20 protein-coding genes are annotated in these 22,557 nt (G+C 63.1%); 17 read left to right on the forward strand and 3 right to left on the reverse strand.

Going from position 1 to position 22,557, the window contains the following annotated elements; genetic code table 11:
- Positions 1-64 precede the first annotated feature (64 nt).
- The 4 genes from ACP153_RS19340 to ACP153_RS19355 all read left to right on the forward strand — a co-directional run bounded on the left by ACP153_RS19340 (position 65) and on the right by ACP153_RS19355 (position 7,944).
- Positions 65-769 (forward strand): hypothetical protein, encoded by a 705-nt coding sequence (locus ACP153_RS19340; RefSeq protein ID WP_424972654.1) that lies wholly within the window; start codon positions 65-67, stop codon positions 767-769.
- On the forward strand, positions 769-1,215 hold the full coding sequence (locus tag ACP153_RS19345) for a GFA family protein (RefSeq protein WP_424972655.1): 447 nt from the start codon (positions 769-771) through the stop codon (positions 1,213-1,215). The genes ACP153_RS19340 and ACP153_RS19345 overlap by 1 nt, the downstream gene beginning before the upstream one ends.
- On the forward strand, positions 1,212-5,750 hold the full coding sequence (gene gltB / locus ACP153_RS19350; protein WP_424972656.1) for a glutamate synthase large subunit: 4,539 nt from the start codon (positions 1,212-1,214) through the stop codon (positions 5,748-5,750). Before ACP153_RS19345 ends, gltB begins: the two co-directional genes overlap by 4 nt.
- Before the next feature lie 142 nt (positions 5,751-5,892).
- The gene (locus tag ACP153_RS19355; RefSeq protein WP_424972657.1) at positions 5,893-7,944 is read left to right on the forward strand and encodes a M12 family metallopeptidase; all 2,052 of its coding nucleotides are present in this window, start codon (positions 5,893-5,895) and stop codon (positions 7,942-7,944) included.
- A 115-nt stretch (positions 7,945-8,059) separates the two neighbouring features.
- On the opposite strand, the gene ACP153_RS19360 is transcribed toward ACP153_RS19355, so the two are convergent.
- Positions 8,060-8,911 (reverse strand): LOG family protein, encoded by an 852-nt coding sequence (locus ACP153_RS19360; RefSeq protein WP_424972658.1) that lies wholly within the window; start codon positions 8,909-8,911, stop codon positions 8,060-8,062.
- A gap of 254 nt (positions 8,912-9,165) precedes the next feature.
- Here ACP153_RS19360 and ACP153_RS19365 point away from each other — a divergent pair, with 254 nt between their 5' ends.
- The 3 genes from ACP153_RS19365 (at position 9,166) to ACP153_RS19375 (ending at position 11,809) form a co-directional block, all read left to right on the forward strand.
- Complete coding sequence (locus ACP153_RS19365) at positions 9,166-9,825, forward strand: hypothetical protein (RefSeq protein WP_424972660.1); 660 nt, start codon at positions 9,166-9,168, stop codon at positions 9,823-9,825.
- Positions 9,826-9,889: 64 nt separating this feature from the next.
- Positions 9,890-10,717, forward strand: coding sequence for a 2,3,4,5-tetrahydropyridine-2,6-dicarboxylate N-succinyltransferase (gene dapD, locus ACP153_RS19370; protein WP_424972661.1), 828 nt, complete (start codon positions 9,890-9,892; stop codon positions 10,715-10,717).
- Between the two features lie 60 nt (positions 10,718-10,777).
- On the forward strand, positions 10,778-11,809 hold the full coding sequence (locus tag ACP153_RS19375; protein ID WP_424972662.1) for a peptidoglycan-binding domain-containing protein: 1,032 nt from the start codon (positions 10,778-10,780) through the stop codon (positions 11,807-11,809).
- Between the two features lie 180 nt (positions 11,810-11,989).
- On the opposite strand, the gene ACP153_RS19380 is transcribed toward ACP153_RS19375, so the two are convergent.
- Positions 11,990-12,847 carry a homocysteine S-methyltransferase family protein gene (locus ACP153_RS19380; RefSeq protein ID WP_424972663.1) on the reverse strand — a complete coding sequence of 286 codons (858 nt, stop codon included), beginning with the start codon at positions 12,845-12,847 and terminating at the stop codon, positions 11,990-11,992.
- A 204-nt stretch (positions 12,848-13,051) separates the two neighbouring features.
- Between ACP153_RS19380 and ACP153_RS19385 the strand changes: the two genes are divergently transcribed.
- From ACP153_RS19385 to ACP153_RS19410, 6 genes are all read left to right on the forward strand, one after another.
- Complete coding sequence (locus ACP153_RS19385; protein WP_424972664.1) at positions 13,052-13,498, forward strand: carboxymuconolactone decarboxylase family protein; 447 nt, start codon at positions 13,052-13,054, stop codon at positions 13,496-13,498.
- Between the two features lie 132 nt (positions 13,499-13,630).
- Positions 13,631-13,993, forward strand: coding sequence for a hypothetical protein (locus tag ACP153_RS19390; protein WP_424972665.1), 363 nt, complete (start codon positions 13,631-13,633; stop codon positions 13,991-13,993).
- Positions 13,994-13,996: 3 nt separating this feature from the next.
- Positions 13,997-15,154 (forward strand): succinyl-diaminopimelate desuccinylase, encoded by a 1,158-nt coding sequence (gene dapE / locus ACP153_RS19395; RefSeq protein ID WP_424972666.1) that lies wholly within the window; start codon positions 13,997-13,999, stop codon positions 15,152-15,154.
- Complete coding sequence (locus ACP153_RS19400) at positions 15,151-15,582, forward strand: GNAT family N-acetyltransferase (RefSeq protein ID WP_424972667.1); 432 nt, start codon at positions 15,151-15,153, stop codon at positions 15,580-15,582. The genes dapE and ACP153_RS19400 overlap by 4 nt, the downstream gene beginning before the upstream one ends.
- 29 nt (positions 15,583-15,611) lie before the next feature.
- Positions 15,612-16,184, forward strand: coding sequence for a TIGR04282 family arsenosugar biosynthesis glycosyltransferase (locus ACP153_RS19405; protein WP_424972674.1), 573 nt, complete (start codon positions 15,612-15,614; stop codon positions 16,182-16,184).
- A gap of 309 nt (positions 16,185-16,493) precedes the next feature.
- Positions 16,494-17,210, forward strand: coding sequence for a VPLPA-CTERM sorting domain-containing protein (locus ACP153_RS19410; RefSeq protein WP_424972668.1), 717 nt, complete (start codon positions 16,494-16,496; stop codon positions 17,208-17,210).
- Positions 17,211-17,544: 334 nt separating this feature from the next.
- Here the strand turns inward: ACP153_RS19410 and ACP153_RS19415 are convergent, their stop codons facing one another.
- On the reverse strand, positions 17,545-18,420 hold the full coding sequence (locus ACP153_RS19415) for a LysR substrate-binding domain-containing protein (RefSeq protein ID WP_424972669.1): 876 nt from the start codon (positions 18,418-18,420) through the stop codon (positions 17,545-17,547).
- A 104-nt stretch (positions 18,421-18,524) separates the two neighbouring features.
- Here ACP153_RS19415 and ACP153_RS19420 point away from each other — a divergent pair, with 104 nt between their 5' ends.
- From ACP153_RS19420 to ACP153_RS19435, 4 genes are all read left to right on the forward strand, one after another.
- Entirely contained in the window at positions 18,525-19,115 is a 591-nt protein-coding gene (locus tag ACP153_RS19420) for a GNAT family N-acetyltransferase (RefSeq protein WP_424972670.1), read from the forward strand.
- A gap of 223 nt (positions 19,116-19,338) precedes the next feature.
- Positions 19,339-19,731: an ester cyclase gene (locus tag ACP153_RS19425; protein ID WP_424972671.1), complete on the forward strand. Its 393-nt coding sequence runs from the start codon at positions 19,339-19,341 to the stop codon at positions 19,729-19,731.
- A 216-nt stretch (positions 19,732-19,947) separates the two neighbouring features.
- Positions 19,948-20,862 (forward strand): tyrosine-type recombinase/integrase, encoded by a 915-nt coding sequence (locus ACP153_RS19430; protein WP_424972061.1) that lies wholly within the window; start codon positions 19,948-19,950, stop codon positions 20,860-20,862.
- Between the two features lie 6 nt (positions 20,863-20,868).
- Positions 20,869-22,077, forward strand: a complete 1,209-nt coding sequence (locus tag ACP153_RS19435; protein WP_424972062.1) for an IS91 family transposase — start codon at positions 20,869-20,871, stop codon at positions 22,075-22,077.
- Positions 22,078-22,557: the final 480 nt, after the last annotated feature.

The following is a 22,557-nucleotide window of genomic DNA, read 5'->3' on the forward strand; positions in this document are numbered from 1 at the left end:
GGCATCCGGTTAACACCAGAAAACGCAACGGTCAGAGAGACTGACCCAAAACGGAGAGGACATCATGCGCGCCACCGCATCGCCACGCACCGCCTATGCTGCGGCCCTGCTGCCGCTGACAGTCCTCCTTGCGTCCGGGATCGCCTCTGGGGCCGGGGCCCATCCGCTGGTTGATGAGATCACCGAGCGCTGCACACCGATCCTCACGGCGCAAAAGGGCATGTGCGAGGTCGATCAGTTCTATCGCTGTGCCGATCAGGGTTATGCGATTGTCAGCGCCGAGGCGGGCGAGCTGGTCGGGGTCGAGTTCTCGGATCTGACCGGCGATCTGGGGGATTTCGTCTCCCTTGCCGGGCCGGGCTCGGTCACGGTCGAGATGACCCATGATCCGCTGGACCTGAACCTGCTGCGCGAGACGGGCAGCGAGACCGCCCGCACGGACTCGATCCTCGATCTGGGGGAGGAGGTGGCGATCCGCCTCTCCCTGCGGCTGGAGCTGTCGGAGAACACGGTCATCCGGAACGGGGTGACCTTCCGCACGGGCAGTGCCGGGATGGATATGGAGACCGAAGCCTCGATTGGCGGCTTCTCCCGCGTTTGGGATCTGCTGCTGCCCGAGGGCGAGAACTTTGTGATCCTCGGACGCTCCACCATGGTGACCGACCGGGACACGCGCGAGTTCGACACGGATGTGCGCGAGATCCTCGTGCCCGGCGATCCCGGCTTTGCCTCCCATCAGGGCCGGTTCGATTGCGGGGAGGAGCTGTGATGGTTGCCCAAACCGGTTCCTGCCTCTGCGGCGCGGTGCGCTACCGCCTTGCCGAGCCCCCGAAGGGCCTTGGCGCCTGCCATTGCGGCATGTGCCGGAAATTCTCGGGCGGGATCGAGCTGGGCATCGAAGTGCCCGCCGGCGGGGTCGTTTTCGAGACTGATGAAACCTTGCGGACCTACACCTCCTCCGATTGGGCGGAGCGTGGGTTCTGCGCCACCTGCGGCAGCTCGCTTTACTGGCGCCTGACCGCCCCCGGACCGATGCACGGCCTCTATGCCGTTGCGGCGGGCACGCTCGACAGCCTCGACGGGCTGGAGCTGACCCAGGAGGTCTATATCGATCACAAACCGGCGGGCTATGCCCTGACCGGAGACCACACGCGCCTGACCGAAGCCGATATCATGGCCATGGTCGCGGCCGCCCAAGAAGGAGAGACGCCATGACGAAGTATGACGCAGAGTGGGCCGCCGCCGAAGAAGCGAAGCGCGCCTGGATGGCCGAGCATGGCCTCTATTCCGAGGAAGAAGAGCATTCCTCCTGCGGTGTGGGCCTTGTGGTCAGCGTCAAGGGCGAGAAGTCCCGCTCCGTTGTCGAGGCGGGGATCACCGCGCTGAAGGCGATCTGGCACCGCGGTGCTGTGGATGCGGATGGCAAGACCGGCGACGGTGCGGGCATCCATGTGCAGATCCCGGTCGAGTTCTTCTATGATCAGGTCCGTCACACGGGCCACGAGCCCGAGATGGATCAGCTGATGGCCGTGGGGCAGGTTTTTCTGCCGCGCACGGATCACGGCGCCCAGGAAACCTGCCGGACGATCGTGGAGTCCGAAGTGCTCCGCCTCGGCTACAGCATCTATGGCTGGCGCCACGTGCCGGTGGATGTCTCCTGTCTCGGCGAGAAGGCCAACGCGACCCGTCCCGAGATCGAGCAGATCATCATCTCGAACTCCAAGGGCGTGGATGAGGAAACCTTCGAGCGCGAGCTCTATGTCATCCGCCGCCGGATCGAGAAGGCCGCTGCCGCAGCCCAGGTGGCCGGGCTCTATATCTGTTCTCTCTCCTGCCGGTCGATCATCTACAAGGGCATGATGCTGGCCGAGCAGGTCGCCGAGTTCTATCCGGACCTGCAGGACGAGCGCTTCGTGTCGGCCTTCGCGATCTACCATCAGCGTTACTCGACCAACACCTTCCCGCAATGGTGGCTGGCCCAGCCCTTCCGCATGCTGGCCCATAACGGCGAGATCAACACGCTGAAGGGCAACACCAACTGGATGAAGAGCCATGAGATCCGCATGGCCTCGGGGACCTTTGGCGAGCTGGCCGAGGACATCAAGCCGATCATCCCGGGCGGCTCGTCGGACAGTGCCGCGCTGGACGCGGTGTTCGAAGTGCTCGTGCGTTCGGGCCGGAACGCGCCCATGGCCAAGACCCTGCTGGTGCCGGAGAGCTGGTCCAAGCAGGCGGTGGAGCTGCCGCAGGCCTGGCGGGACATGTATTCCTACTGCAACTCTGTGATGGAGCCCTGGGACGGTCCCGCAGCCCTGGCCATGACCGATGGCCGCTGGGTCTGCGCCGGTCTCGACCGGAACGGCCTGCGCCCCATGCGCTATGTGGTGACCGGCGACGGTCTGCTGATCGCGGGCTCCGAAGCAGGCATGGTCCCTGTGAACGAGCATGGCGTCGTCGAGAAGGGCGCGCTGGGTCCGGGGCAGCTGCTGGCCGTGGATATGGCCGAAGGCACGCTCTTCCACGACACCGAGATCAAGGACAAGCTCGCGGCCTCCCAGCCCTTTGGCGAGTGGGTCGGCAAGATCACCGATATGGATGCCGAGCTCGAAGGCGTGACCGAAACCGCGCTCTATGAGGGCGGCGAGCTGCGCAAGCGCCAGATCGCGGCGGGCTACTCGATCGAAGAGATCGAGCAGATCCTCGTGCCCATGGCCGAGGACGGCAAGGAAACCCTGGCCTCCATGGGCGATGACACGCCGCCCGCGGTGCTCTCGGGCAAGTACCGCCCGCTGAGCCATTTCTTCCGCCAGAATTTCAGCCAGGTGACCAACCCGCCGATCGACAGTCTGCGCGAATACCGGGTCATGAGCCTCAAGACGCGCTTCGGCAACCTCAAGAACGTGCTGGACGAGACCTCGGAACAGACCGAGATCCTCGTGCTGGAGAGCCCCTTCGTCGGCAACGCCCAGTTCGAGCGTCTGATCGCCCAGTTCGGCGATGCGGTCTGCTATATCGACTGTACCTTCCCGGCCGGTAGTGGCGCAGGCACCCTCAAGAAGGAACTTGGGCGGATCCGCGATGAGGCCGAGGACGCCGTGCGTTCGGGTGCGGCCCATATCGTGCTCAGCGATAGGGCCCAGTCCGAGGGCCGTGTGGCCATGCCGATGATCCTCGCGACCAGCGCCATCCATTCATGGCTGACCCGCAAGGGCCTGCGGACCTTCTGCTCGCTCAACGTGCGCGCGGCGGAATGCGTCGATCCGCATTACTTTGCGGTGCTGATCGGCTGTGGTGCGACCACGGTGAACGCCTATCTCGCCGAGGACAGCCTCGCGGACCGGATCCGGCGCGGGCTCTTGGATTGCACCCTGACCGAGGCCGTGCGGCGCTATCGCGATGCCATCGATCAGGGCCTCTTGAAGATCATGGCGAAGATGGGGATCTCGGTGATCTCTTCCTATCGCGGGGGTCTGAACTTCGAGGCCGTGGGTCTCAGCCGTGCCATGGTGGCCGAGTATTTCCCGGGCATGACCAGCCGGATCTCGGGGATCGGGACCTCCGGTATCCAGACCAAGCTCGAAGAGGTCCATGCCAAGGGCTGGTGCGGAGGGCAGGACGTGCTGCCCATTGGTGGCTTCTACAAGGCGCGCCGCTCGGGCGAGAAGCACGCCTGGGAAGCCCAGACCATGCACCTGTTGCAGGCGGCCTGTAACCGGTCGTCCTATGAGCTGTGGAAGCAGTTCTCCAAGGCGATGCAGTCGAACCCGCCGATCCATTTGCGGGACCTTCTGGCGATCACGCCCATGGGCCAGCCGGTGCCGATCGAGGAGGTCGAGAGCGTCACCTCGATCCGCAAGCGCTTCGTCACGCCGGGCATGTCGCTGGGCGCGCTGAGCCCCGAGGCGCACAAGACCCTGAACGTTGCCATGAACCGCATCGGCGCGCGCTCGGATAGTGGCGAGGGCGGTGAGGATCCGGCGCATTTCGTCCCCGAACCGAACGGGGACAACCCGTCGGCCAAGATCAAGCAGGTGGCCTCGGGCCGCTTCGGTGTGACCGCCGAGTACCTGAACCATTGCGAAGAGCTGGAGATCAAGGTCGCCCAGGGCGCCAAGCCCGGGGAGGGGGGCCAGCTGCCGGGGATGAAGGTCACGGACCTGATCGCGCGGCTGCGGCACTCGACCAAGGGCGTGACGCTGATCTCGCCCCCGCCGCACCACGATATCTATTCGATCGAGGATCTGGCCCAGCTGATCTATGACCTCAAGCAGATCAACCCGCGCTGCAAGGTGACCGTGAAACTGGTGGCCTCCTCGGGCGTGGGCACGATTGCCGCCGGTGTGGCCAAGGCCAAGGCGGATGTGATCCTTGTCTCTGGCCATAATGGCGGGACGGGCGCGTCGCCCGCGACCTCGATCAAATATGCGGGTCTGCCGTGGGAGATGGGTCTGACCGAGGCGCATCAGGTGCTCGCCATGAACAACCTGCGCGACCGGGTGACCCTGCGGACCGATGGCGGTCTGCGCACGGGCCGTGACATTGTTCTGGCCGCCCTGATGGGGGCCGAGGAATACGGGATCGGGACCGCCGCGCTGATCGCGATGGGCTGCATCATGGTGCGCCAGTGCCAGTCCAACACCTGCCCGGTGGGGGTCTGTACCCAGAACGAAGAGCTGCGCGAGAAGTTCACCGGCAATGCGGACAAGGTCGTCAACCTGATCACCTTCTACGCTCAGGAAGTGCGCGAAGTCCTCGCCAGCATCGGGGCGCGCAGCCTCGATGAGGTGATCGGGCGTGCGGATCTGCTAAAGCAGGTCAGCCGCGGCTCGGCGCATCTGGATGATCTGGATCTCAACCCGCTCCTGATCACCGTCGATGGCGCGCAGAACATCGTCTATGACCGCAACAAGCCGCGCAACGCGGTGCCGGATACGCTGGATGCGCAGATCGTCTCGGACGCGGCGCGTTTCCTGCAGGAAGGCGAGAAGATGCAGCTGTCCTATGCGGTGCAGAACACGTTGCGGACCATCGGGACGCGGACCTCGAGCCATATCGTCACCAATTTCGGCATGCGCAACGCGCTGCAGCCGGATCACTTGACGGTGAAGCTCGAAGGCTCTGCCGGTCAGTCGCTGGGCGCCTTCGCGGCCCCGGGCCTCAAGCTCGAAGTGTCGGGCGATGCCAATGACTATGTGGGCAAGGGCCTCTCCGGTGGCACGGTTGTCGTCAAGCCGGTGCTGGGCTCGCCGCTGAATGCGAGCGAGAACACGATCATCGGCAACACGGTGCTCTATGGCGCGACCGATGGTTACCTCTTTGCCGCCGGACGCGCGGGCGAGCGTTTCGCTGTGCGGAACTCGGGCGCGTCGGTAGTGATCGAGGGCTGCGGCTCCAACGGGTGTGAGTACATGACCGGCGGTGTCGCGGTGATCCTCGGCGAGATCGGCGCCAATTTCGGCGCCGGGATGACCGGCGGGATGGCTTACCTCTATGATCCCGAGGGCAAGGCGCCCGACATGATGAACATGGAGACCCTGGTGCGCTGCCCGGTGACCATGGAGCATTGGGAGGCCCAGCTGAAAGGCCTGATCGAGCGTCATCTGGCGGAAACCGGCAGCCGCAAGGCCGCCGATATCCTCCAGCATTGGGACATCGAGAAGGACCATTTCCTGCAGGTCTGCCCGAAAGAGATGCTGGTCCATATCCCGGTGCCCCTCGGCATCGAGGAGAGTGCCATCCCCGCCGAGTAATCATGCGGGACCAGAAACACGAAACGCCGCCCCTCGGGGCGGCGTTTTCTTTTTGCTTGTCAATACTCTGCCCGGCGCACGCTAACGTTTGTCTGACGGAACCAAAGCGATACCCTCCTGACTGGAACGGACGGAGGATCCTTTGAAACGCGCTCTATTTGACGACCTTTTTTCCAAGGCGCTGGTATTGACGGCCCTTGCCCTTGCGGTGCCGCTGCATCTCGGCCAACCAGCCAATGCTCAAGACGTCACGATTCAGCAACCTTTGGCCCTGAACACGGGGGCAAACTGGGACATCACCAGCATCCCGGTCTGCTATGTTTTCGACAGCACAAATACGGCGACCAGCACGCGCGCCTTCCGCAACAATGTCCAACGCGTCCTGGCTGAAACCTGGGCGCGCCACTCGCGGCTGGCCTTTTCCGATGTGGGGGCATGTGTGGAGAGCCGCCAAGGTGTGCGTGTCAAATTCACCACCGACACGTCCTCGGCCTTGCCGGGGATGTTCGAGGGCCGCAAAGGCTATACCAGCCTCAATCTCAACGCGTCTGACGGCACGGTTGTGCACGAGTTCGGCCATGTGTTGAACTTCAGCCATTCTCAGGCGCGGCAGGACAACCCGAATTGGTGTGTCACCGATCTTGGCAATAGCGACCCGATCCACCCGACCAGTGAATTGACCCGGTATGACCCGGATTCGATCATGAATTACTGCCGGACACAGGATTACCGCATCGGGCATCTGAGCCCGCTGGATATCCAGGCCGTGCAGCAGGTCTATGGTGTCAATGCCTCGCTGTCCCTTGGGGCCAACGAGGCGGGCGATTTCTTCGGCTATGGGCTCGCGGCGGGCAATTTTGACGGCGATGGTTTTGCGGATGTGGTCGTTGGCGCACCGCTGGAAGAGTTCCGGGGCCAACGCCTTGCAGGAGCGGGCTTTGCCTATCGCGGGAATGCGGTGGGGGCCCTGCGTCCCACGCAGTTATTGACCCAGGACGGGATGGGAAACACAGAGCCCGAAGATCGCTTGGGGTGGCTGGTCAAGATGGGAGATCTGGACGGGGACGGCATCGACGAGGTCTTTCTGTCCGCGCCGTTTGAAAAGCCCGGATCCGATCCACAGGCGCGCGGTGCACTTTTCGCCTATAAGTGGGACGGCGCGGCGCTGGCGCCATTGGCGACCTTCTCTCCGAGCGCGGCGTCTGGGCTGCGATTTGCAGGGCTGATCGATTTCCTGGTCGCGGATGTCTCGGGCGATGGGCGCGCCGAAGTCTTTCTCAATGCTCAGACCCCCGCCGGGGTGCAGCGTGTGCTGCCTGTCTACTGGGATGCGAGAAACCGACGCTTTGTCGAACAGCGTGCCTTTATCACCAACGGCGCTACGACAATGGCCGCGGCGGATCTGACCTCCTCGCCCGGCTTGGAGCTGGTGATTGGGTACGGCGGAGGCGAGCGTCCGGGGACGCCGAAGAAATCGGGTCACGTTCAGGTCCTGGAGTTTCCCGCAGCCTCGGATGGAACGCCCGGGATCGCCCCCAATATCGTCGCGGATATCTCCCAGAGAAATGGCGCAAGCCCGGAGGCCGGTGATCGCTTCGGCGACTCCGTCACCACGGGCGATTTCAACGGCGATGGCTTGATGGACATTGCCATCGGCACACCCTCCGAAGCCATCGACAGCAGCCAGGCGGCTGGGCTGGTCAGTGTCCTCTATAACTCAACCCGCTCACCGACCTCGCCTCTGACATTCGCGCCGCAGCAACATTTTGACCAGAACGATCTTGGTTTGGGCGGCGCCGAGGCCGGTGACCGATTTGGGAATGCGGTTGTCGCGGGTGACTTCAACGGAGACGGTTTCGCCGACCTCGCCATCGGCCTTCCGGGGGAGCAAGCCAGTCGCCTGGTAACGCGCCCGGGATACATACAGATCGCTTATGGGTCCTTCGATGGCATTGGCAACACCATTCGGGGCACGACAATGGTGAGCCAGGCGCCCCTCTCAGAAAACACGGACGGAGATCAGTTCGGAGCCCGATTTGTCGCGATTGATCTGGATGCAGATGGGGCCGATGAATTGGTTGTCGGAGCGCCGAACAATGACGCGCGAAACGGCACGCGGGCCGGCAATGTCATGATCTTCAAGGCTCCGGTGCCACAGATGGAAGGTTGGTATTCCATCGATCAGGCGCGCTAGGGCACTGGGTGGCGCTTCAGGGCGAGGGCACCGATGCATCGCCCGTTCCGATGACGAGGCGATGGAGGAGGGGGCGACGCCCGCCCTTTCCGACATGCAGGTTTTGGATGCGGGTCTAGAGACGTCCGGGGATGCTGTCGCGCCAGCCGGTTTCGCCATCCCAAGCCTCGATCAGGGCGATGGCGTCCTCGGCGGTGTCGACCATGCGGAAGAGGTCGAGATCCTCATCCGAGATCGTGCCTGCCTCGGCGAGGGCGTCCCAGTTGATGATCTCGCGCCAGAATTCCGAACCGAAGAGCAGGAAGGGCACCCGCGCCATGCGGCCGGTCTGGATCAGGGTGAGCGATTCAAAGAGCTCGTCCAGCGTTCCGAACCCGCCGGGGAAGACCGCGATCGCCTTGGCGCGCATCAGGAAATGCATCTTGCGGACGGCGAAATAGTGGAAGTTGAAGCACAGATCCGGCGTCACGTACTCGTTCGGCGCCTGTTCATGGGGGAGCACAATGCTCAGCCCGATCGAGGCCCCGCCCGCCTCATGGGCGCCGAGATTGCCAGCCTCCATCACGCCGGGGCCGCCGCCGGTGACGATCACGTCCTCGCGGCCATAACTCTCCATGCTCTTCTGGGTCATGGCATAGGCAAACTTGCGGGCCTCCTCGTAAAAGCCCGAGAGATCGGCGAGGGTCTGGGTCCGCGCGGTTGCCTTCTCGGCGGGCGACGGGATGCGCGCGCCGCCGAACATCACGATCGTGCTCTCGACCCCGCGCTCATCCAGCACCATCTGCGGTTTCAGCAGCTCCAGCTGCAGCCGCACCGGGCGCAGCTCTTCGCGGCACAGGAAATCCGGGTCGTCAAAGGCGAGCCGATAGGCGGGCGCCCGGGTCTGGGGCGTGTCGGGGCTGCTATCGGCGGTTTCCACGTCCTGATGGGCGTCGCGGAACGGGCCGTGCTTGTGGTCGTCTTTCATCGGGCTGCCTGCTTCTGAACATGGGGGCGCCGGGTCTGAGGCGGCGCGGGAGGCGGGGCTGGCGCATAGCGTATCGCCCCAAACTGGCGGGTTTCTGTGAAAACGCAAGGGGATGCTGCCGGGCTGCGTCTTCGGGTCCGATCCGCTTGCGACCGGATTGTCATCTCTTCGTTGCAAAAACGTTGCGACTTCGCCGGGGATCGGGCTAAGATTTTCGCCATGGCGGCTATTCAGCCTGCCTTCGGGGGACAAGGGTGGCACTACGCATTACTGTGGGACGCGCGTCGCTGGAGGCTGCGCCGTTCGAAAGATTTCAGGATTATCAAGGGTTTGTGGAGAATGTGGCGCCGCGCCTCGTGCCGCCGCCTGCGCCATTGAACGTTTGGGATCAGGACACGCAAGGCTGGAAGGCGCCTGTGCCGCGCGATCCGCTGGTCTTGCGCCCGGCATTGCAGTGCATGGTCTCCGACGGGTTCGGAATGCGGGATCCGGAGGCGGAGCAGGAGATGATGGCGCGCTTCTGTCACGGGCTGCAGGTCTCCCCCAACCGTCTGCGCGAGGCGATCGAGGTCGAGCTGCCCCCGGCTGTCTTTCCCCTGGATTTCTCGCGGGTGCTGACCGACGAGCAGAAGCGCCGCGGATCCTGGGAGATCATGGGGCAGGCTCATTTCGAGCATTTCGTGCTGCGCGGTCCTGTGGGGCGGCTCGGCGATTGGATGCTGGTCACCCTCGCCGTGGATTTCACCCTTTCGGCTCGGGCCATGGCGGCGCCCCTGCGCGCCGCGAATGTGGAGCGGGTTCCGGGGGATGTGGCGGAACGCATGTCCGAATTCCTGACCCGCCACCCGCATGGGCCGGCCAGCAACGGCGCCGCTCTGCCCGGGCAAGGCGAGCAGGCCAGCGCCCGGCGCTGATTGCAGCGCTGCCCGGGACGGTCTATAGGCACGCAACCTGATTTTGCACCCTCGGAGGGGACCGATGTCCAACGCACAGCTCGAAACCGCGATTGAAGCCGCCTGGGAAGCCCGTGACACGATCACGCCGAACACCACGGGTGAGACCCGCGAGGCCATCGAGGACACGCTGAATGCGCTCGACGGGGGCACGCTGCGCGTGGCCGAGAAACAGGATGATGGCAGCTGGCATGTGAACCAATGGGCCAAGAAGGCCGTGCTGCTGGGCTTCCGCATCAAGGACATGGAACAGCAGGACGGCGGCCCCCAGGCTGGCGGCTGGTGGGACAAGGTCGACAGCAAGTTCAAGGGCTGGGGCGACAATCAGTGGAAGGCGGCTGGCTTCCGCGCCGTGCCGAACTGTGTCGTGCGTAAATCCGCCTTCATCGCGCCGGGCGTGGTGCTGATGCCGTCCTTCGTGAACCTCGGCGCCTATGTGGATGAGGGGACCATGGTGGACACCTGGGCCACGGTCGGTTCGTGCGCGCAAATCGGCAAGAACGTGCACCTCTCGGGCGGTGTGGGCATTGGCGGCGTGCTGGAGCCCATGCAGGCGGGTCCGACCATCATCGAGGACAATTGCTTCATCGGCGCGCGCTCCGAAGTGGTCGAGGGCTGCATCGTCCGCGAAGGCTCCGTGCTGGGCATGGGTGTCTTCATCGGCCAGTCTACCAAAATCGTGGACCGCGAGACCGGCGAAGTCATGTATGGCGAGGTCCCGCCCTATTCCGTGGTCGTGGCGGGTTCCATGCCGTCGAAGAACGGCATCAACCTCTACTGCGCCGTGATCGTGAAGCGCGTCGACGAACGAACCCGCTCCAAGACCGGGATCAACGAACTGCTGCGGGACTGATCCTTGGGGCGCGGTTTCGTTGCATCGCTTCTGACCGCGCTTTTCTTTGCGACGAGCGCAATGGCCTCGGAGCCGGGCGTGCAATGCCTGCAAGCCGTGCTGAACGCAGCGGGGTATGACGCCGGGCCCGAGGATGGGCAGATTGGGCCCCGAACCCGTGCGGCCTTGCGCCGTTTTCGCGAGGAGACCCCTCTCCCGGTCCTCCAATCCCTCACGCACCGTAACGCGGTGGTCTTTTGCCGGTTGGCCGGGGAGGCACGACCAGAGCTCAAACAGGCCTGGCCCGCGCGTGCGGAGCAATACACTGTCCGGTTTGGGGACGATGTCGACGAAGCGAACCGACGAGATGTCCGAACCGGACTCGCCTTGTTCGAAGCCCTGCTCGAAGAAATGTCCTTCCCGGAACTCCCGCTGGCAGTGGATGTGCGCGTTGTCGGCAACAACGAGGATTTCCGCAGCGCCTTGAAGGCCGAGCATGGGTTTTCCGATAAGGAGGCGGAGCTCTGGTCCGACGGCTCGTGCCTTCATCCGGGAAGCTGGGATGGGGTACACACTTGGAGCGGCGTGTTGATCTGTCTTGGGTCAGGGCCGGGTCCTTCTGATCGGGTCCGGCGACAGGATGTCTGGCGTATCCTCGCCCATGAGCTGTTCCATGATGCGGAAACCCAATTGGCGGGGAAACGTCTCAGAACGGAGCTTCCGAATGGGATGGTCAGCCCGCTCGGCCCAGCCTGGTTCCGTGAAGGCAGTGCAGTGTTCATAGAATGGGCGATGACCTATGGTCTCTCGGATCGCAAGCGCATTGGTCGGAGCGTCGGCTGGTTCTCCGATGGCTACCGAGCTGGCTTGCCGCCTCTGGAAGAGCTGCGTTTGTTTCCTCTGGAAGGGCGTCTGGCGTCCGAGGCCTATGACGCCGGTGCTCTCGCGGTCTACCATCTGACGGATCGAGGCTATGAGGGTGCCATCGCGGATTACTACAAGGGGATCGGTCTTGGTCTGGAGCCGAGCCGAGCGTTTGAGGCCGCGTTCGATATCGGTCTGCTGGAGTTCATGGACCATTTCGCGGAGGTCGCGCCATCCTCCTCCGAGTAGCGGGGCGGTTGACATCTGCGGGCGGGGCACTCGAAGTGTTTCGATGCGGCAAGCGCCTCGTGACCGAGATCGGAGATTGCCAGGTAGGACCGGGCGATCTGCCTGGCGGGCCAAGCCGTGCGTTCCACCTTGCGGAAGTTAGCGCGCGGGGCGGTTTTCAAACCCGCCGGAGGAGCGGGTTCAGGTCAACCGCCGCGCCAGCTCTGCGATATGGGCGGGGCCGACTTCGCAGCAGCCGCCGATGATCGTGGCGCCCTTGGCAGCCCAGTCCTCGGCGAAGCTTGCATAGGCGGCGGGGGTCATGTCGGTCCGCGCCGCGAGGCTTTTCACCGTCGCGCCCACCTGCACGAAGCTGTCGGTGATCCGCGTGAACCCGTTCGCATAGGCGCCGAAGGGCACATCGACGCCCTTGATCACATCGACCGCCGTGCTGACCGCCTCGGGGGTGGAGCAGTTCACCAGAAGCGCATCGACCCCTTCCGCCCAGTCCACCACCTCCTCGAGGGGCTCGCCGGAGCGCAGCTTCGTCCCGTCCCTGTCATCCACGGAAACCCCGAGCCAGACCGGTTTGCCATGGCCGAACGCACCGGTCAGCGTGGCGCGCACCTGTGCGATGGACGCGGCGGTCTCGATCAGGAAAAGATCCACAAGCGGTGCCTGAATGCGGCAGATCTCCTCGAAACGGTCAATGGCGTCCTCGGGCAGTCGGTCCGTCTGGTAGGATCCGTTCAGCGGGCCAAGCGCGCCGGCAACCTGCCCGCCCCCGGCAGCATCGCGCGACGCCGAAGCGAGGGCGCAGGCGGAGCGGTGCAACGCTTCGAACTGGTCATCCAGCCCGGCGGGGATCAGCCGGTCGTGGTGGATGCTATAGGTGTTCGCTGTTGCCACGGTCGCCCCGGCAGCGAAGAAGTCATCATGGACCGCGCGCACCAGGTCCGGCGTATCGAGCATGACCTTCGTCGCCCAAAGCGGCGTCGGCTCCGCATCGCTGCGGGCAATCAGCTCTTGGCCCATGCCGCCATCAAGGATCGTGATCATCGCGTGCCTCCCACATCGTATCGGCACCAAATGGGGCGCAATGCATGGTCTGTCCAGTGGCTTTCCTGCGAAGCTGCGCTGGGGCGCACGGCAGATTCACTGGGGCGCGCGGCTCTGCACCTCTATCAGGCGCAGAATGGTCGTCGGTGTGGATCTGGTGAAGCTGACGGAAGCATGCGACCCTCTGCGCAACGCGGAGGGAAGATGATGATTGAACGTCTCGACTATGTCTCGATTAACGGCCCGGCCATCGCGAGCATGGCGCAGGCCAAATCCGACGTGACCTCGATTGATCGCAAGCTGCGGGCGCTCCTTGAGCTGCGGGTCTCGCAGATCAATGGCTGCGCCTATTGTGTGGACCTCCATACGCGCGAGGCGCGGCATGCGGGGGAGACGACGCAACGGCTCGACTGCCTGCCGGTTTGGCGCGAGGTGCCGTTTTACAGTGAGACCGAGAAGGCCGCGCTGGCATGGGCCGAAGCCCTGACCCGGATCGCGGGCAACGGGGCGCCCGAGGCCCTGTACAACGCCCTGTTCGATCACTTCTCCGACGCGCAGATCGTCGATCTGACCCTGATCATCGCGCAGATGAACGCCTGGAACAGGCTGGCCATTGGCTTTCACCACCTGCCGGATCCCAGAGCGGAGTAGCACCCTGCCGATGTAGCCCACCAGAGGCATCGGGTGCTGCTCACAGAGCCTTCATCCCCTCACGCAGGCCCCTCTCTGGTCAGCGCGGATCTCTGGTGCTAGGTCTGCCGCGATCAAATTCCGGAGCGCCCCATGGCCCAGACACCCAAGAAACCCAAGCGCCCCCACGAGGTCTATACCTTGCTGGTCGAGGTCGGGCGGTGCGATGGGGATGGCTTGCCGGACCACGCCACCGGTGCCGCGCTCATGTGCTATGCCTCTGGCGTGGACGAGGCCGAGGCCGTGCGCGAAACCGTGGCCCTTTTGAAGCAGGCCGATCTCAATCCGCTGGAGGTGACGGGCTATGGCTCCCTGCCGGAGCGGCTTGCCGAGGGGCATGACATCCCGGAGGAGGAGCGCGACCTGATGCAGCGCGCTCTGGACGAAAATTCGGTCGTGATCGCCCAAACCACGGCCTTTTACGAGGACGCGGACGCACCGCGCGCGAGGAGCTGAGCCATGAAAGACGCAGTGGCTGAAACCGATGCGGTGGCCCTGACGGCGGATCTGATCCGCTGCCCTTCGGTGACGCCGGAGGAGGGCGGGGCGCTGGTTCTTCTGGAGGCGCGGCTGAGCGCGGCGGGCTTTGCCTGCACCCGGGTGGACCGTGGCGGGATCGCCAATCTCTATGCGCGTTGGGGCGACAAGGGCCATGCACGCAGCTTCGGGTTCAACGGGCATACGGATGTGGTGCCGATCGGCGCGCGCGAGGATTGGCAGTTCGATCCGTTCGGGGCCGAGCAGGCGGAGGGTTGGATGTATGGCCGCGGCGCCGTGGACATGAAATCCGGCGTGGCCTGTTTCGCAGCCGCCGCCATCGATTTCGTCACCCAGACCCCGCCCGATGGGGCCGTGATCCTGGCGATTACCGGCGATGAGGAGGGCGACGCGCGGGACGGCACGGTCGCGCTGCTCGACTGGATGGCGACTGAGGGCGAGGCGATGGATCTCTGCCTTGTGGGCGAGCCGACCTGCCCCACGGAAATGGGCGAGATGATGAAGATCGGGCGTCGCGGCTCCATGACCTTCTATTTCGAGGCCGAGGGCGTGCAGGGCCACTCCGCCTATCCGCATCGCGCGAAGAACCCGGTGCCCGCGCTGGCGCGGCTGGTGGACCGGCTCGCGGCGCTGGAGCTGGATCAGGGGACTGCGCATTTCGATCCCTCGACCCTTGCGGTGACGACCTTTGACACGGGCAACCCGGCCAATAACGTGATCCCGGCGACCTGTCGGGCCACGGTGAATATCCGGTTCAACGACGCCCATAGCTCGGCCAGCCTGACCGAGATGATCCGTGCCGAGGCCGCCGCGGTGGCCGCCGAGACCGGGATCAAGATCACCGATCGCCTGTCGGTCTCGGGCGAGAGCTTCATCACCGAACCCGGGCGGCTCTCGGATATGGTGGCGCGCGCGGTCGAGGCCGAGACCGGTCGGGTGCCCGAGATGTCGACCTCTGGCGGGACCTCCGATGCGCGGTTTGTGCAGCACCATTGCCCGGTGGTGGAGTTCGGCCTCGTGGGCCAGTCCATGCATCAGGTGGATGAGCGCGTGGCGCTCGACCAGATCCCGCAGCTCAAGGCCATCTATGGCCGGATCCTGGCTGACTATTTCGCATGATCACGGTCCGTGAGATTGCCGGGCCGGAGGAGCTCGAGATCTGTCGCGCCCTGCGCCGGGAGGTCTTCATCGACGAGCAGGCGGTCCCCGAGGCCGAGGAATGGGATGGGCGCGACACCGAGGCGCGCCACTGGCTGGTGTTCGACGGCGAGACGCCCGTGGCCACCATGCGCCTGCGCCAGCTGGGCGAGACCGGCAAGATCGAGCGGGTTTGTGTTCTGGCGGCCCATCGCGGGGCAGGCCATGGCGCGGTCCTCATGAGGACCGCGATTGACGCGCTGGGCGCCATGCCGGGGGTAACCGTGGCGAAGCTGGGCGCGCAGCTCCATGCCATCCGCTTCTACGAAGCGCTGGGCTTTGAGGCCTTTGGCCCCGAGTTCATGGATGGCGGCATGCCCCATCGCCATATGCGCCGGGCCATCCCGTGACTGCCCGGGCCCGTCCGACCCTCGTTCTGATGATCAAGGAGCCCCATCCGGGCCGGGTGAAAACCCGTCTCGGGCGCGCGCTCGGCATGACCCGAGCGGCCTGGTGGTTTCGCCATCAGGTGCGCCGCCTCATCCGCTGCCTGCGCGACCCGCGCTGGGATCTGGTGCTCGCGGTCTCCCCCGATGCGGAAGGGCTCGCGAGCCGGGTCTGGCCCGGGGACCTGCCCCGCTGGCCCCAGGGGCGCGGGGATCTGGGCGACCGGATGGGCCGCGCGCTCTATACATTTGGGCCCGGGCCCGTGGTTGTGATCGGCGCGGATATCCCCGGCATCACCGCCCCCCGCATTGCCGAGGCCTTTGCCGCGCTCGGGCGCGCTGATGCAGTGTTGGGCCCCGCGCCGGATGGCGGCTATTGGCTGATCGGCTGGGCCGGAAAACGCGCCCTGCCGGCCCGGCTCTTTGACGGGGTTCGCTGGTCGACGGAGCATACCCGCGCCGACACGCTCGCCGGTTTGCGCGACTGCCGCGTGGCGCTCGTCTCTGAATTGCAGGACGTGGATACCGTCGCGGATCTGGCAAAGATCGCGGGGCCTGCGGGCTGAAATTCTGCGGGACGGTCTGCCGTCCGCGCGCGCGCACCGAACCCGCTGCCCGGCAAGCCCCCGTCGGCGGGCCCACTCCGTCCCGTTCCTGCACCGCTCCCGTCCATGCAAGGTCGCAGACAGAAGCACCCCCTCGGATGCGCCATCCACCCTATCCCAAAGGATAAACGTCTATCCCCATGCTGCGTCGCACGGCCCCCATCCGCGCAGTATTGCTTTTGTGTGAACACCGGAACCGCTGACGATCGCCAGTTGATCGTCCCCGGCGCGACCGGTGCGTTTTGTAGGTAACCCAGCGAGGAAGACGTTATGAAAATCCTGACCCTGAGCACCGCAGCGCTGTTGCTGTCTCTCCCCATGGCCGTGCAGGCGGCGACTGTGTCCGTCACCATTGGTGACCCCGGCGCCATGGAGGTTGACCTCGACGCCATCGGCGCGACAGGCGCCAAGGTCGAGACCTTCGACATGATCGGAACCGGGTCTTTTACCGAGTACCAATCGGATCTGGGCACCTATAGCGCCGGGCGCGTCAAACCCGTGAACCAGTATGGCGGGGCGGATGAAACCCAGTACCTGTTTTCCCAGTCGAGCCCGGGCACCACGCTGACCCTTGATGACGAGGCGACCTATTTCGGCCTGTGGTGGTCTGCGGGCAGCGTCGGGAACAGCGTCGAGCTTATCAGCGACGGGGTCAGCGTCTTTGTCTTCGACACCGATGATGTGCTGGAGTTTCTGGACACCAATGCGGCGATTTCCTCGGACTACTACGGCAATCCGAATGACAGGTATCAGGGCAAGGTCACCCATGAACCCTTCGTGTTCCTGAACATGTTCTCGGACACGCCGTTCGACACGGTGGTTCTGTCCGGTCCGAACTTCGAATCCGACAACCACACGCTGGCGACCAGCTTCACCACGCAGACCGGGACCTCGATTGCGCCGGTCCCGCTGCCGGCGAGCCTGCCTCTGCTGGCGATGGCGTTCGGCGGGATGGCCTCCGTGGCCCGTCGTCGGAAGGAGGGCTGACCGGACGCGCCGAGGGGCGGGCGAAGTCCGGTCCCTCGGCGACACATAGGGCGAAACTGAGCCGCTCTCATACGCGCCACCGTTTGCAGCCGAGGGCCGCCTTGCCACCCGTGAACACACCAAGGATCCCGTAACGATGCAGAGCGTTGCCTACGAGGATCTGGCGGTCTCGCCGCTCTCAGCCGGCCCGCGTGGATCGACCTCTGAGCGGACGAAACTGCCGTTAGCTGCAACCGCATCAACGACGCGCTTTGCGGAAAAGCAGCAAAACCGCTGTGAAATGCTAAAGGCTACGCCGCCTGCAACACTGACAGACACGACGGCTGTGACGCAATCACATCAGAGAACCGACCCAATCGACAAATTGGTCGGTAAGGTAATGTCGTGGCCCTTTGGGCAAAACGGCATAATACGTCAGCATGGCTTTCATTGGTGGTTCAACTTCGACGAGAGTATCATCTTTCAAAACCTCCTGCGCGATCTGCGCGTTGAACAACGTCGCACCGAGCCCCTGCCGTGTGGCCTCGAGAAGCAGGTTCGGACTGCCGATCCTGACGCACTTGATCTTGTCTACTTGTATACCGCAATCCCGCATCATTTCGACTTTGACGCTCATCCCATCATGCCAAAGCCACGGCATTTTGTGGACGTCATTGCCTGCATTCTCAGCGACGGAAGCAGCACAGACCGCAGTGATCGGCACATCTGCGATGCGCAAAACATCGGTTCCGGGCCAATCCGGAGTATCCTTCTGAGGAAAGGCGCGGATAGCGAGATCGTATCCGTCTCGCACAACATCAACGAAGTCCCGACTGGGCGATAGCGATATTTCGGCTCCAGGAGTCTTTCGCCAGAACTCGGACAGATTGGGAACAATTAGTTTGTCCGCCAAGTAAGGAGACGTCGTCACGCGCAGACCTTTCCGACGAGTCGCTTCGCGCAATGAAGCGATCTCATCGCCGATTATCTGGAAGGCGGATGTCAGACCAATTGCCAGGCCTTTGCCTTGCTCGGTTAGTCTGATGTGTCGTCCTTGGCGGATGGTCAGCCGAACACCAAGCTCGGCCTCCAAGGCGCGCACTTGCTGGGCGATTGCAGCATCAGTCACATTCAACGCACGTGCAGCTTTGGCAAAACCGCCGTATGTGGCCGTTGCATCGAACGCTTTTAGTGCCGTCAGAGAGGGCAGCGTTTTCCAATCATAAGACATGATAGTAAATCTAATGTCTTGAATAGTTATTTGTCTATTCAGAACAAGCGACTTTTCTATACTCGTTTTTGTGAAGCGATCTAGCAACATGCGGGAATGGCACTGTGGACCAGCGACTTACTGAAACAGAAACGACCGCGAGCGTGACGGCGCGATCAATGCGCCAAGACTACCGATATGTGTTTCAAAGCTTTGAGGCGCTTTCCGAGGTCCCTTTGGATGAGGTGAAGTCCATCGTTCTGGAGCAATCGGAAGTCATGCATGGTCGACTGATTCAAATCGGCCAACGCGACAACGACCCAGAGGCACATGTGGCGGCGTTCATGGAAAAGATAGAAGGTGTTATTCCTCCTAATGGTCGTTTTTACATGGTCCGCGATGAGCTAAGGGCAGCCATTGGCTTTGGGGCCATGCGTAAACTCGACGATACAAGTGTTGAAATGAAGCACCTTTATGTCCGCGATGATCATCGCGGTAGCGGCTTGGGACGTCGATTGGTTGAGCTTCGGCTAGAGGACGCGCGCACCATGGGGGCAAAAACCGTTTTTGCCGACACAATCGGCGCGTTTCCCGAGATGCCGACGCTCTATCAAAGCCTGGGATTCGAACAAATAGACCGGCCCTTGACGAGTGGGACCCTCAAGGCGTCACCGGGTATCGCCGACTGCCTTATCTTCTTTCGAAAAGACCTGTAAGTGGGGCCGGAACTGATCTCCCCAGAGTCAGAACGGACGTTCATGCAGCTTGCCGCACCGGTTGTTCTGGTTTCCAACCGGACCTCGGCCACTGCACGCCATATTGCTCGGAGCGGTGAAAGTGTGCGGACAAGGACGCGCCACAGATGCTCTGGACAAGTAGCAGTGTGTTGTCTCTCGGGTGCGCCGACGATGCCATTTTCCAACCAGGGAGGACGAACCCATGGCGTTTACACAAAGTGATTTAGATGAACTTGCACAACGTTATACCGATGCTGGGAACTCGAAAGTTCCGGAGAATGTTGCGTTTTTCCACACACAAAGCAGTAGCATAACTATAAATCAAGGTGAGCCCTCAGTTGGCCATATGGGACTTACCGAAATGGCGGCTGGCTTCCACGCGGACGTTCCAGATTTGCACCTCTCGTGTAACGGCATTCGTGGCGCTGGGAGGCATGTCGTTTATCTTTGGACATTCACCGGTCACCATGCTGAAACCGGCAACGCCTTGAACGTCCAGGGCTGGGAAGAGTGGGAGCTCGACGATGACATGAAGGTCACATCCTCATTGGGCTGGTTTGATGGAGAAAACTACGAGCGGCAAGTGGCTGGCTGAAAAGGCTATTAGAACCCGAATTGCAAAAATAGAGCTAATGCCGACGTTTGAGCAGACCCCAGCATCGGTCAAAGTAGGCCCACGCACTAAAACGCTTCGCGATAGGGGTGCTTTTGGCGTGGGTTGGGCGTAGCCGGGATTTGTTTCGCGGATTGTGGGGTTGGAAGTTTGCTGTTGGTCGAGGTGATTTTGCCTTGGTTGACAGAGGATATTCCCATGAACATTCAGCAAACAACGAACATGACGCCGCTGCGTGCACGCATGATCGCGGATATGACATCGCGCAATCTTGGCCCCGCGTCACAGCTCGGTCACTTGCGGGCCTGCAAGAGGTTCGCGGCGTGGTTGGAGCGCTCTCCGGAGACCGCTGAGCCGGATGATGTGCGCGAGTTCCAGCAGCATCTGATTGAGACCGGGACCAGCATCTGCACGCGCAATCGCACGATGACAGGGGTGAAGTTTCTGTTCCGGGTAACCCTGCGGCGGCATGATTTGGTGGCGGCGATTTTCAGCCTGAAGGAGCCCGTCAAGATCCCGCTGGTGTTGAGCCGCAACGAGGTCAAACGGATCCTACTCATGGCCCCGAGCTTGAAAGCGCGGGTGATGTTGTCGCTTGCCTATGGTTGCGTGATGCGTGCGGGCGAGGTGGTCAGGCTGCAGGCTGGGGATATCGATGGGGAACAGAAGATCACCCGGATCGTGCAATCCAAAGGGCGCAAGGATCGCAATGTGATGCGGCCCGCTGATATTCTTGGCCTGATGCGCGAGTGGTGGAAAGAAGCCCCGACCAGTCAGGACAAGGGCGTGGCGGGTCCGAACCGGGTGATCTTCCCAGGGTATAACGGCAAGCTCCTGTCGCCGCGCCAGATCTCGCGCCTGTTCAAGCAGGCCGCAAAGGCGGCGGGCATCACCAAGCCAGTCACATTGCACACTCTGAGGCACAGGTTTGCCACCCATCTGTTGGAACGTGGCGTGGATATCCGCGTGATCCAAGCTCTGCTCGGACACACCAAGCTGACTACGACGGCGCGCTATGCCAGCGTTGCCACGGGCATGATCTCGGCGGTGGAGAGCCCGCTGGACAATCTTGGCCAAGCCAAAAGTAAGAGGGGCAAGAAAGGCGCGCCATAGCCCGCGTTGGCACGGGCAGGCCTGGAAGTCGCGGATATCTTCCGTGACCATGGTGCGGCGTGGCGCGCGGCCAATATAGGCCATATCAGCCTTGATCAGATGAAGGTCACGAGCGCCGTTGAACGCTGCCGCACAGCGGCACTTGGCGGTCATGTGACACGCTGCGAAGACTGCATGCACGAGCACATCGCTTACAATTCCTGCCGCAATCGGCACTGTCCTGAATGTCAGTCCGGCGCGGCAAAGGCTTGGCTTGCCGCGCCGGAGGCTGAACTGCTGCCGGTGCGGTACTTCCATCTTGTCTTCACGTTGCCAAAGCCCATTGCCGACATCGCCCGCCAGAACAAACGCGAGATCTACAATCTGTTAATGCGCGCGAGCGCCGACACCGTGATCAAAATCGCCGCCGACCCCAAGCACCTTGGTGCTCGAGTCGGTATTACTTCGGTACTGCACAGCTGGGGCTCCGCAATGACGCACCACCCGCATGTCCACATGATCGTGCCGGGCGGCGGTCTGTCTGCGGACGGCACCAAGTGGATCACTTGCCGCAAGAACTTCTTGCTCTCCGTCAGGGTTCTGTCCCGGCTCTACCGGCGGCTGCTTTTGGAAGGGCTGGCGAAGTTGCACAGCGCAGGAAAGCTGCAGTTTTTCGGCGATCACGCCAAACTTGCCGATCCCGCAGTCTTTGGGGCATTTCTGCAAACGCTACGCAAGATCGATTGGGTCGTTTACGCCAAAGAACCCTTCGCCGGACCAAAGGCCGTGCTGGCCTACCTGTCGCGCTACACCCACCGCATCGCGGCATCCAACAGTCGCCTGGTCCGGTTCGATGCGGCAAGCGTGACCTTCAAGGTGAAGGATTACAGGGTCGACGGCCCCAGACGACACACCACTATGACGTTCGCAACCGAGGAATTCATCCGCCGGTTCCTGATCCACGTCCTGCCCAAAGGCCAGCACCGTATCCGCCACTACGGCTTCTACGGAAATGGCAACCGTGCCGCCAATATCGCCCGGATCAGAGAATTGATCGGGGCCAGAGCGCCGAGCCGAAACGACACCGGTGATGCAAATGGAGGCGACACCGATCAGCACCCCAGGGTCCTCGCGCTGCCATGCCCCTGCTGCGGTGGGCGGTTGATGATCACCGACACCTTCGCCCCTGCGCAACATCCCAGAGCACCGCCGAGATCGGCAAGAGACGCAGCATGACACACGCGCCAAATAGGACTGACGACACCTCAGCTGCAGCCACCTGCGGCACCATAGTTATGTGTGGATCACGTCACCGAAATCTCAAAAGGCGAGGGCTCGTGAAAAACACCGTCCATATCGCCCAGAAACAAGCCAGGCCAATGCCGCGCCCAGCCAGACGGGAGTCGTTCTACGGCCTGGCAGGGTTAGCCCAAAGCCCAGCCCAGCCCAGCCTACAAATCCCCATAGAACCCACCCACCAAGACCAAACCCGCGATTTCCCGCCTGAGCGCTTCTCCGACGCCGGGCAGCGCCCCGCGCAACTCAAACGAAAGCGCACGGCGTCCGAGAAACCCGAATCACAGCAGACCTGGGAAGCGGGGCGCTCAGGCGGCCGGAATGGCCCGGAGGAGACTTCAGGGGCGCTGTGTCGCTTGTTCGCTTTTGGCTCTGCTCGAACAGAAGGCGCTGAGCGGCGTGGTCGACCTGCGGCCTTCT

Source organism: Dinoroseobacter sp. S76, from assembly GCF_049801095.1.
In the GTDB taxonomy this organism is placed as follows: domain Bacteria; phylum Pseudomonadota; class Alphaproteobacteria; order Rhodobacterales; family Rhodobacteraceae; genus Dinoroseobacter.

Coding starts and splice junctions, on each gene's coding strand:
- ACP153_RS19415 (WP_424972669.1), bottom strand. CDS start 18,420: ATGTCTTATGATTGGAAAACGCTGCCCTCTCTGACGGCACTAAAAGCG.
- gltB (WP_424972656.1), top strand. CDS start 1,212: ATGACGAAGTATGACGCAGAGTGGGCCGCCGCCGAAGAAGCGAAGCGC.
- ACP153_RS19360 (WP_424972658.1), bottom strand. CDS start 8,911: ATGAAAGACGACCACAAGCACGGCCCGTTCCGCGACGCCCATCAGGAC.
- ACP153_RS19390 (WP_424972665.1), top strand. CDS start 13,631: ATGGCCCAGACACCCAAGAAACCCAAGCGCCCCCACGAGGTCTATACC.
- ACP153_RS19430 (WP_424972061.1), top strand. CDS start 19,948: ATGAACATTCAGCAAACAACGAACATGACGCCGCTGCGTGCACGCATG.
- dapE (WP_424972666.1), top strand. CDS start 13,997: ATGAAAGACGCAGTGGCTGAAACCGATGCGGTGGCCCTGACGGCGGAT.
- dapD (WP_424972661.1), top strand. CDS start 9,890: ATGTCCAACGCACAGCTCGAAACCGCGATTGAAGCCGCCTGGGAAGCC.
- ACP153_RS19340 (WP_424972654.1), top strand. CDS start 65: ATGCGCGCCACCGCATCGCCACGCACCGCCTATGCTGCGGCCCTGCTG.
- ACP153_RS19375 (WP_424972662.1), top strand. CDS start 10,778: ATGGCCTCGGAGCCGGGCGTGCAATGCCTGCAAGCCGTGCTGAACGCA.
- ACP153_RS19405 (WP_424972674.1), top strand. CDS start 15,612: ATGATCAAGGAGCCCCATCCGGGCCGGGTGAAAACCCGTCTCGGGCGC.
- ACP153_RS19380 (WP_424972663.1), bottom strand. CDS start 12,847: ATGATCACGATCCTTGATGGCGGCATGGGCCAAGAGCTGATTGCCCGC.
- ACP153_RS19400 (WP_424972667.1), top strand. CDS start 15,151: ATGATCACGGTCCGTGAGATTGCCGGGCCGGAGGAGCTCGAGATCTGT.
- ACP153_RS19425 (WP_424972671.1), top strand. CDS start 19,339: ATGGCGTTTACACAAAGTGATTTAGATGAACTTGCACAACGTTATACC.
- ACP153_RS19345 (WP_424972655.1), top strand. CDS start 769: ATGGTTGCCCAAACCGGTTCCTGCCTCTGCGGCGCGGTGCGCTACCGC.
- ACP153_RS19410 (WP_424972668.1), top strand. CDS start 16,494: ATGAAAATCCTGACCCTGAGCACCGCAGCGCTGTTGCTGTCTCTCCCC.
- ACP153_RS19385 (WP_424972664.1), top strand. CDS start 13,052: ATGATGATTGAACGTCTCGACTATGTCTCGATTAACGGCCCGGCCATC.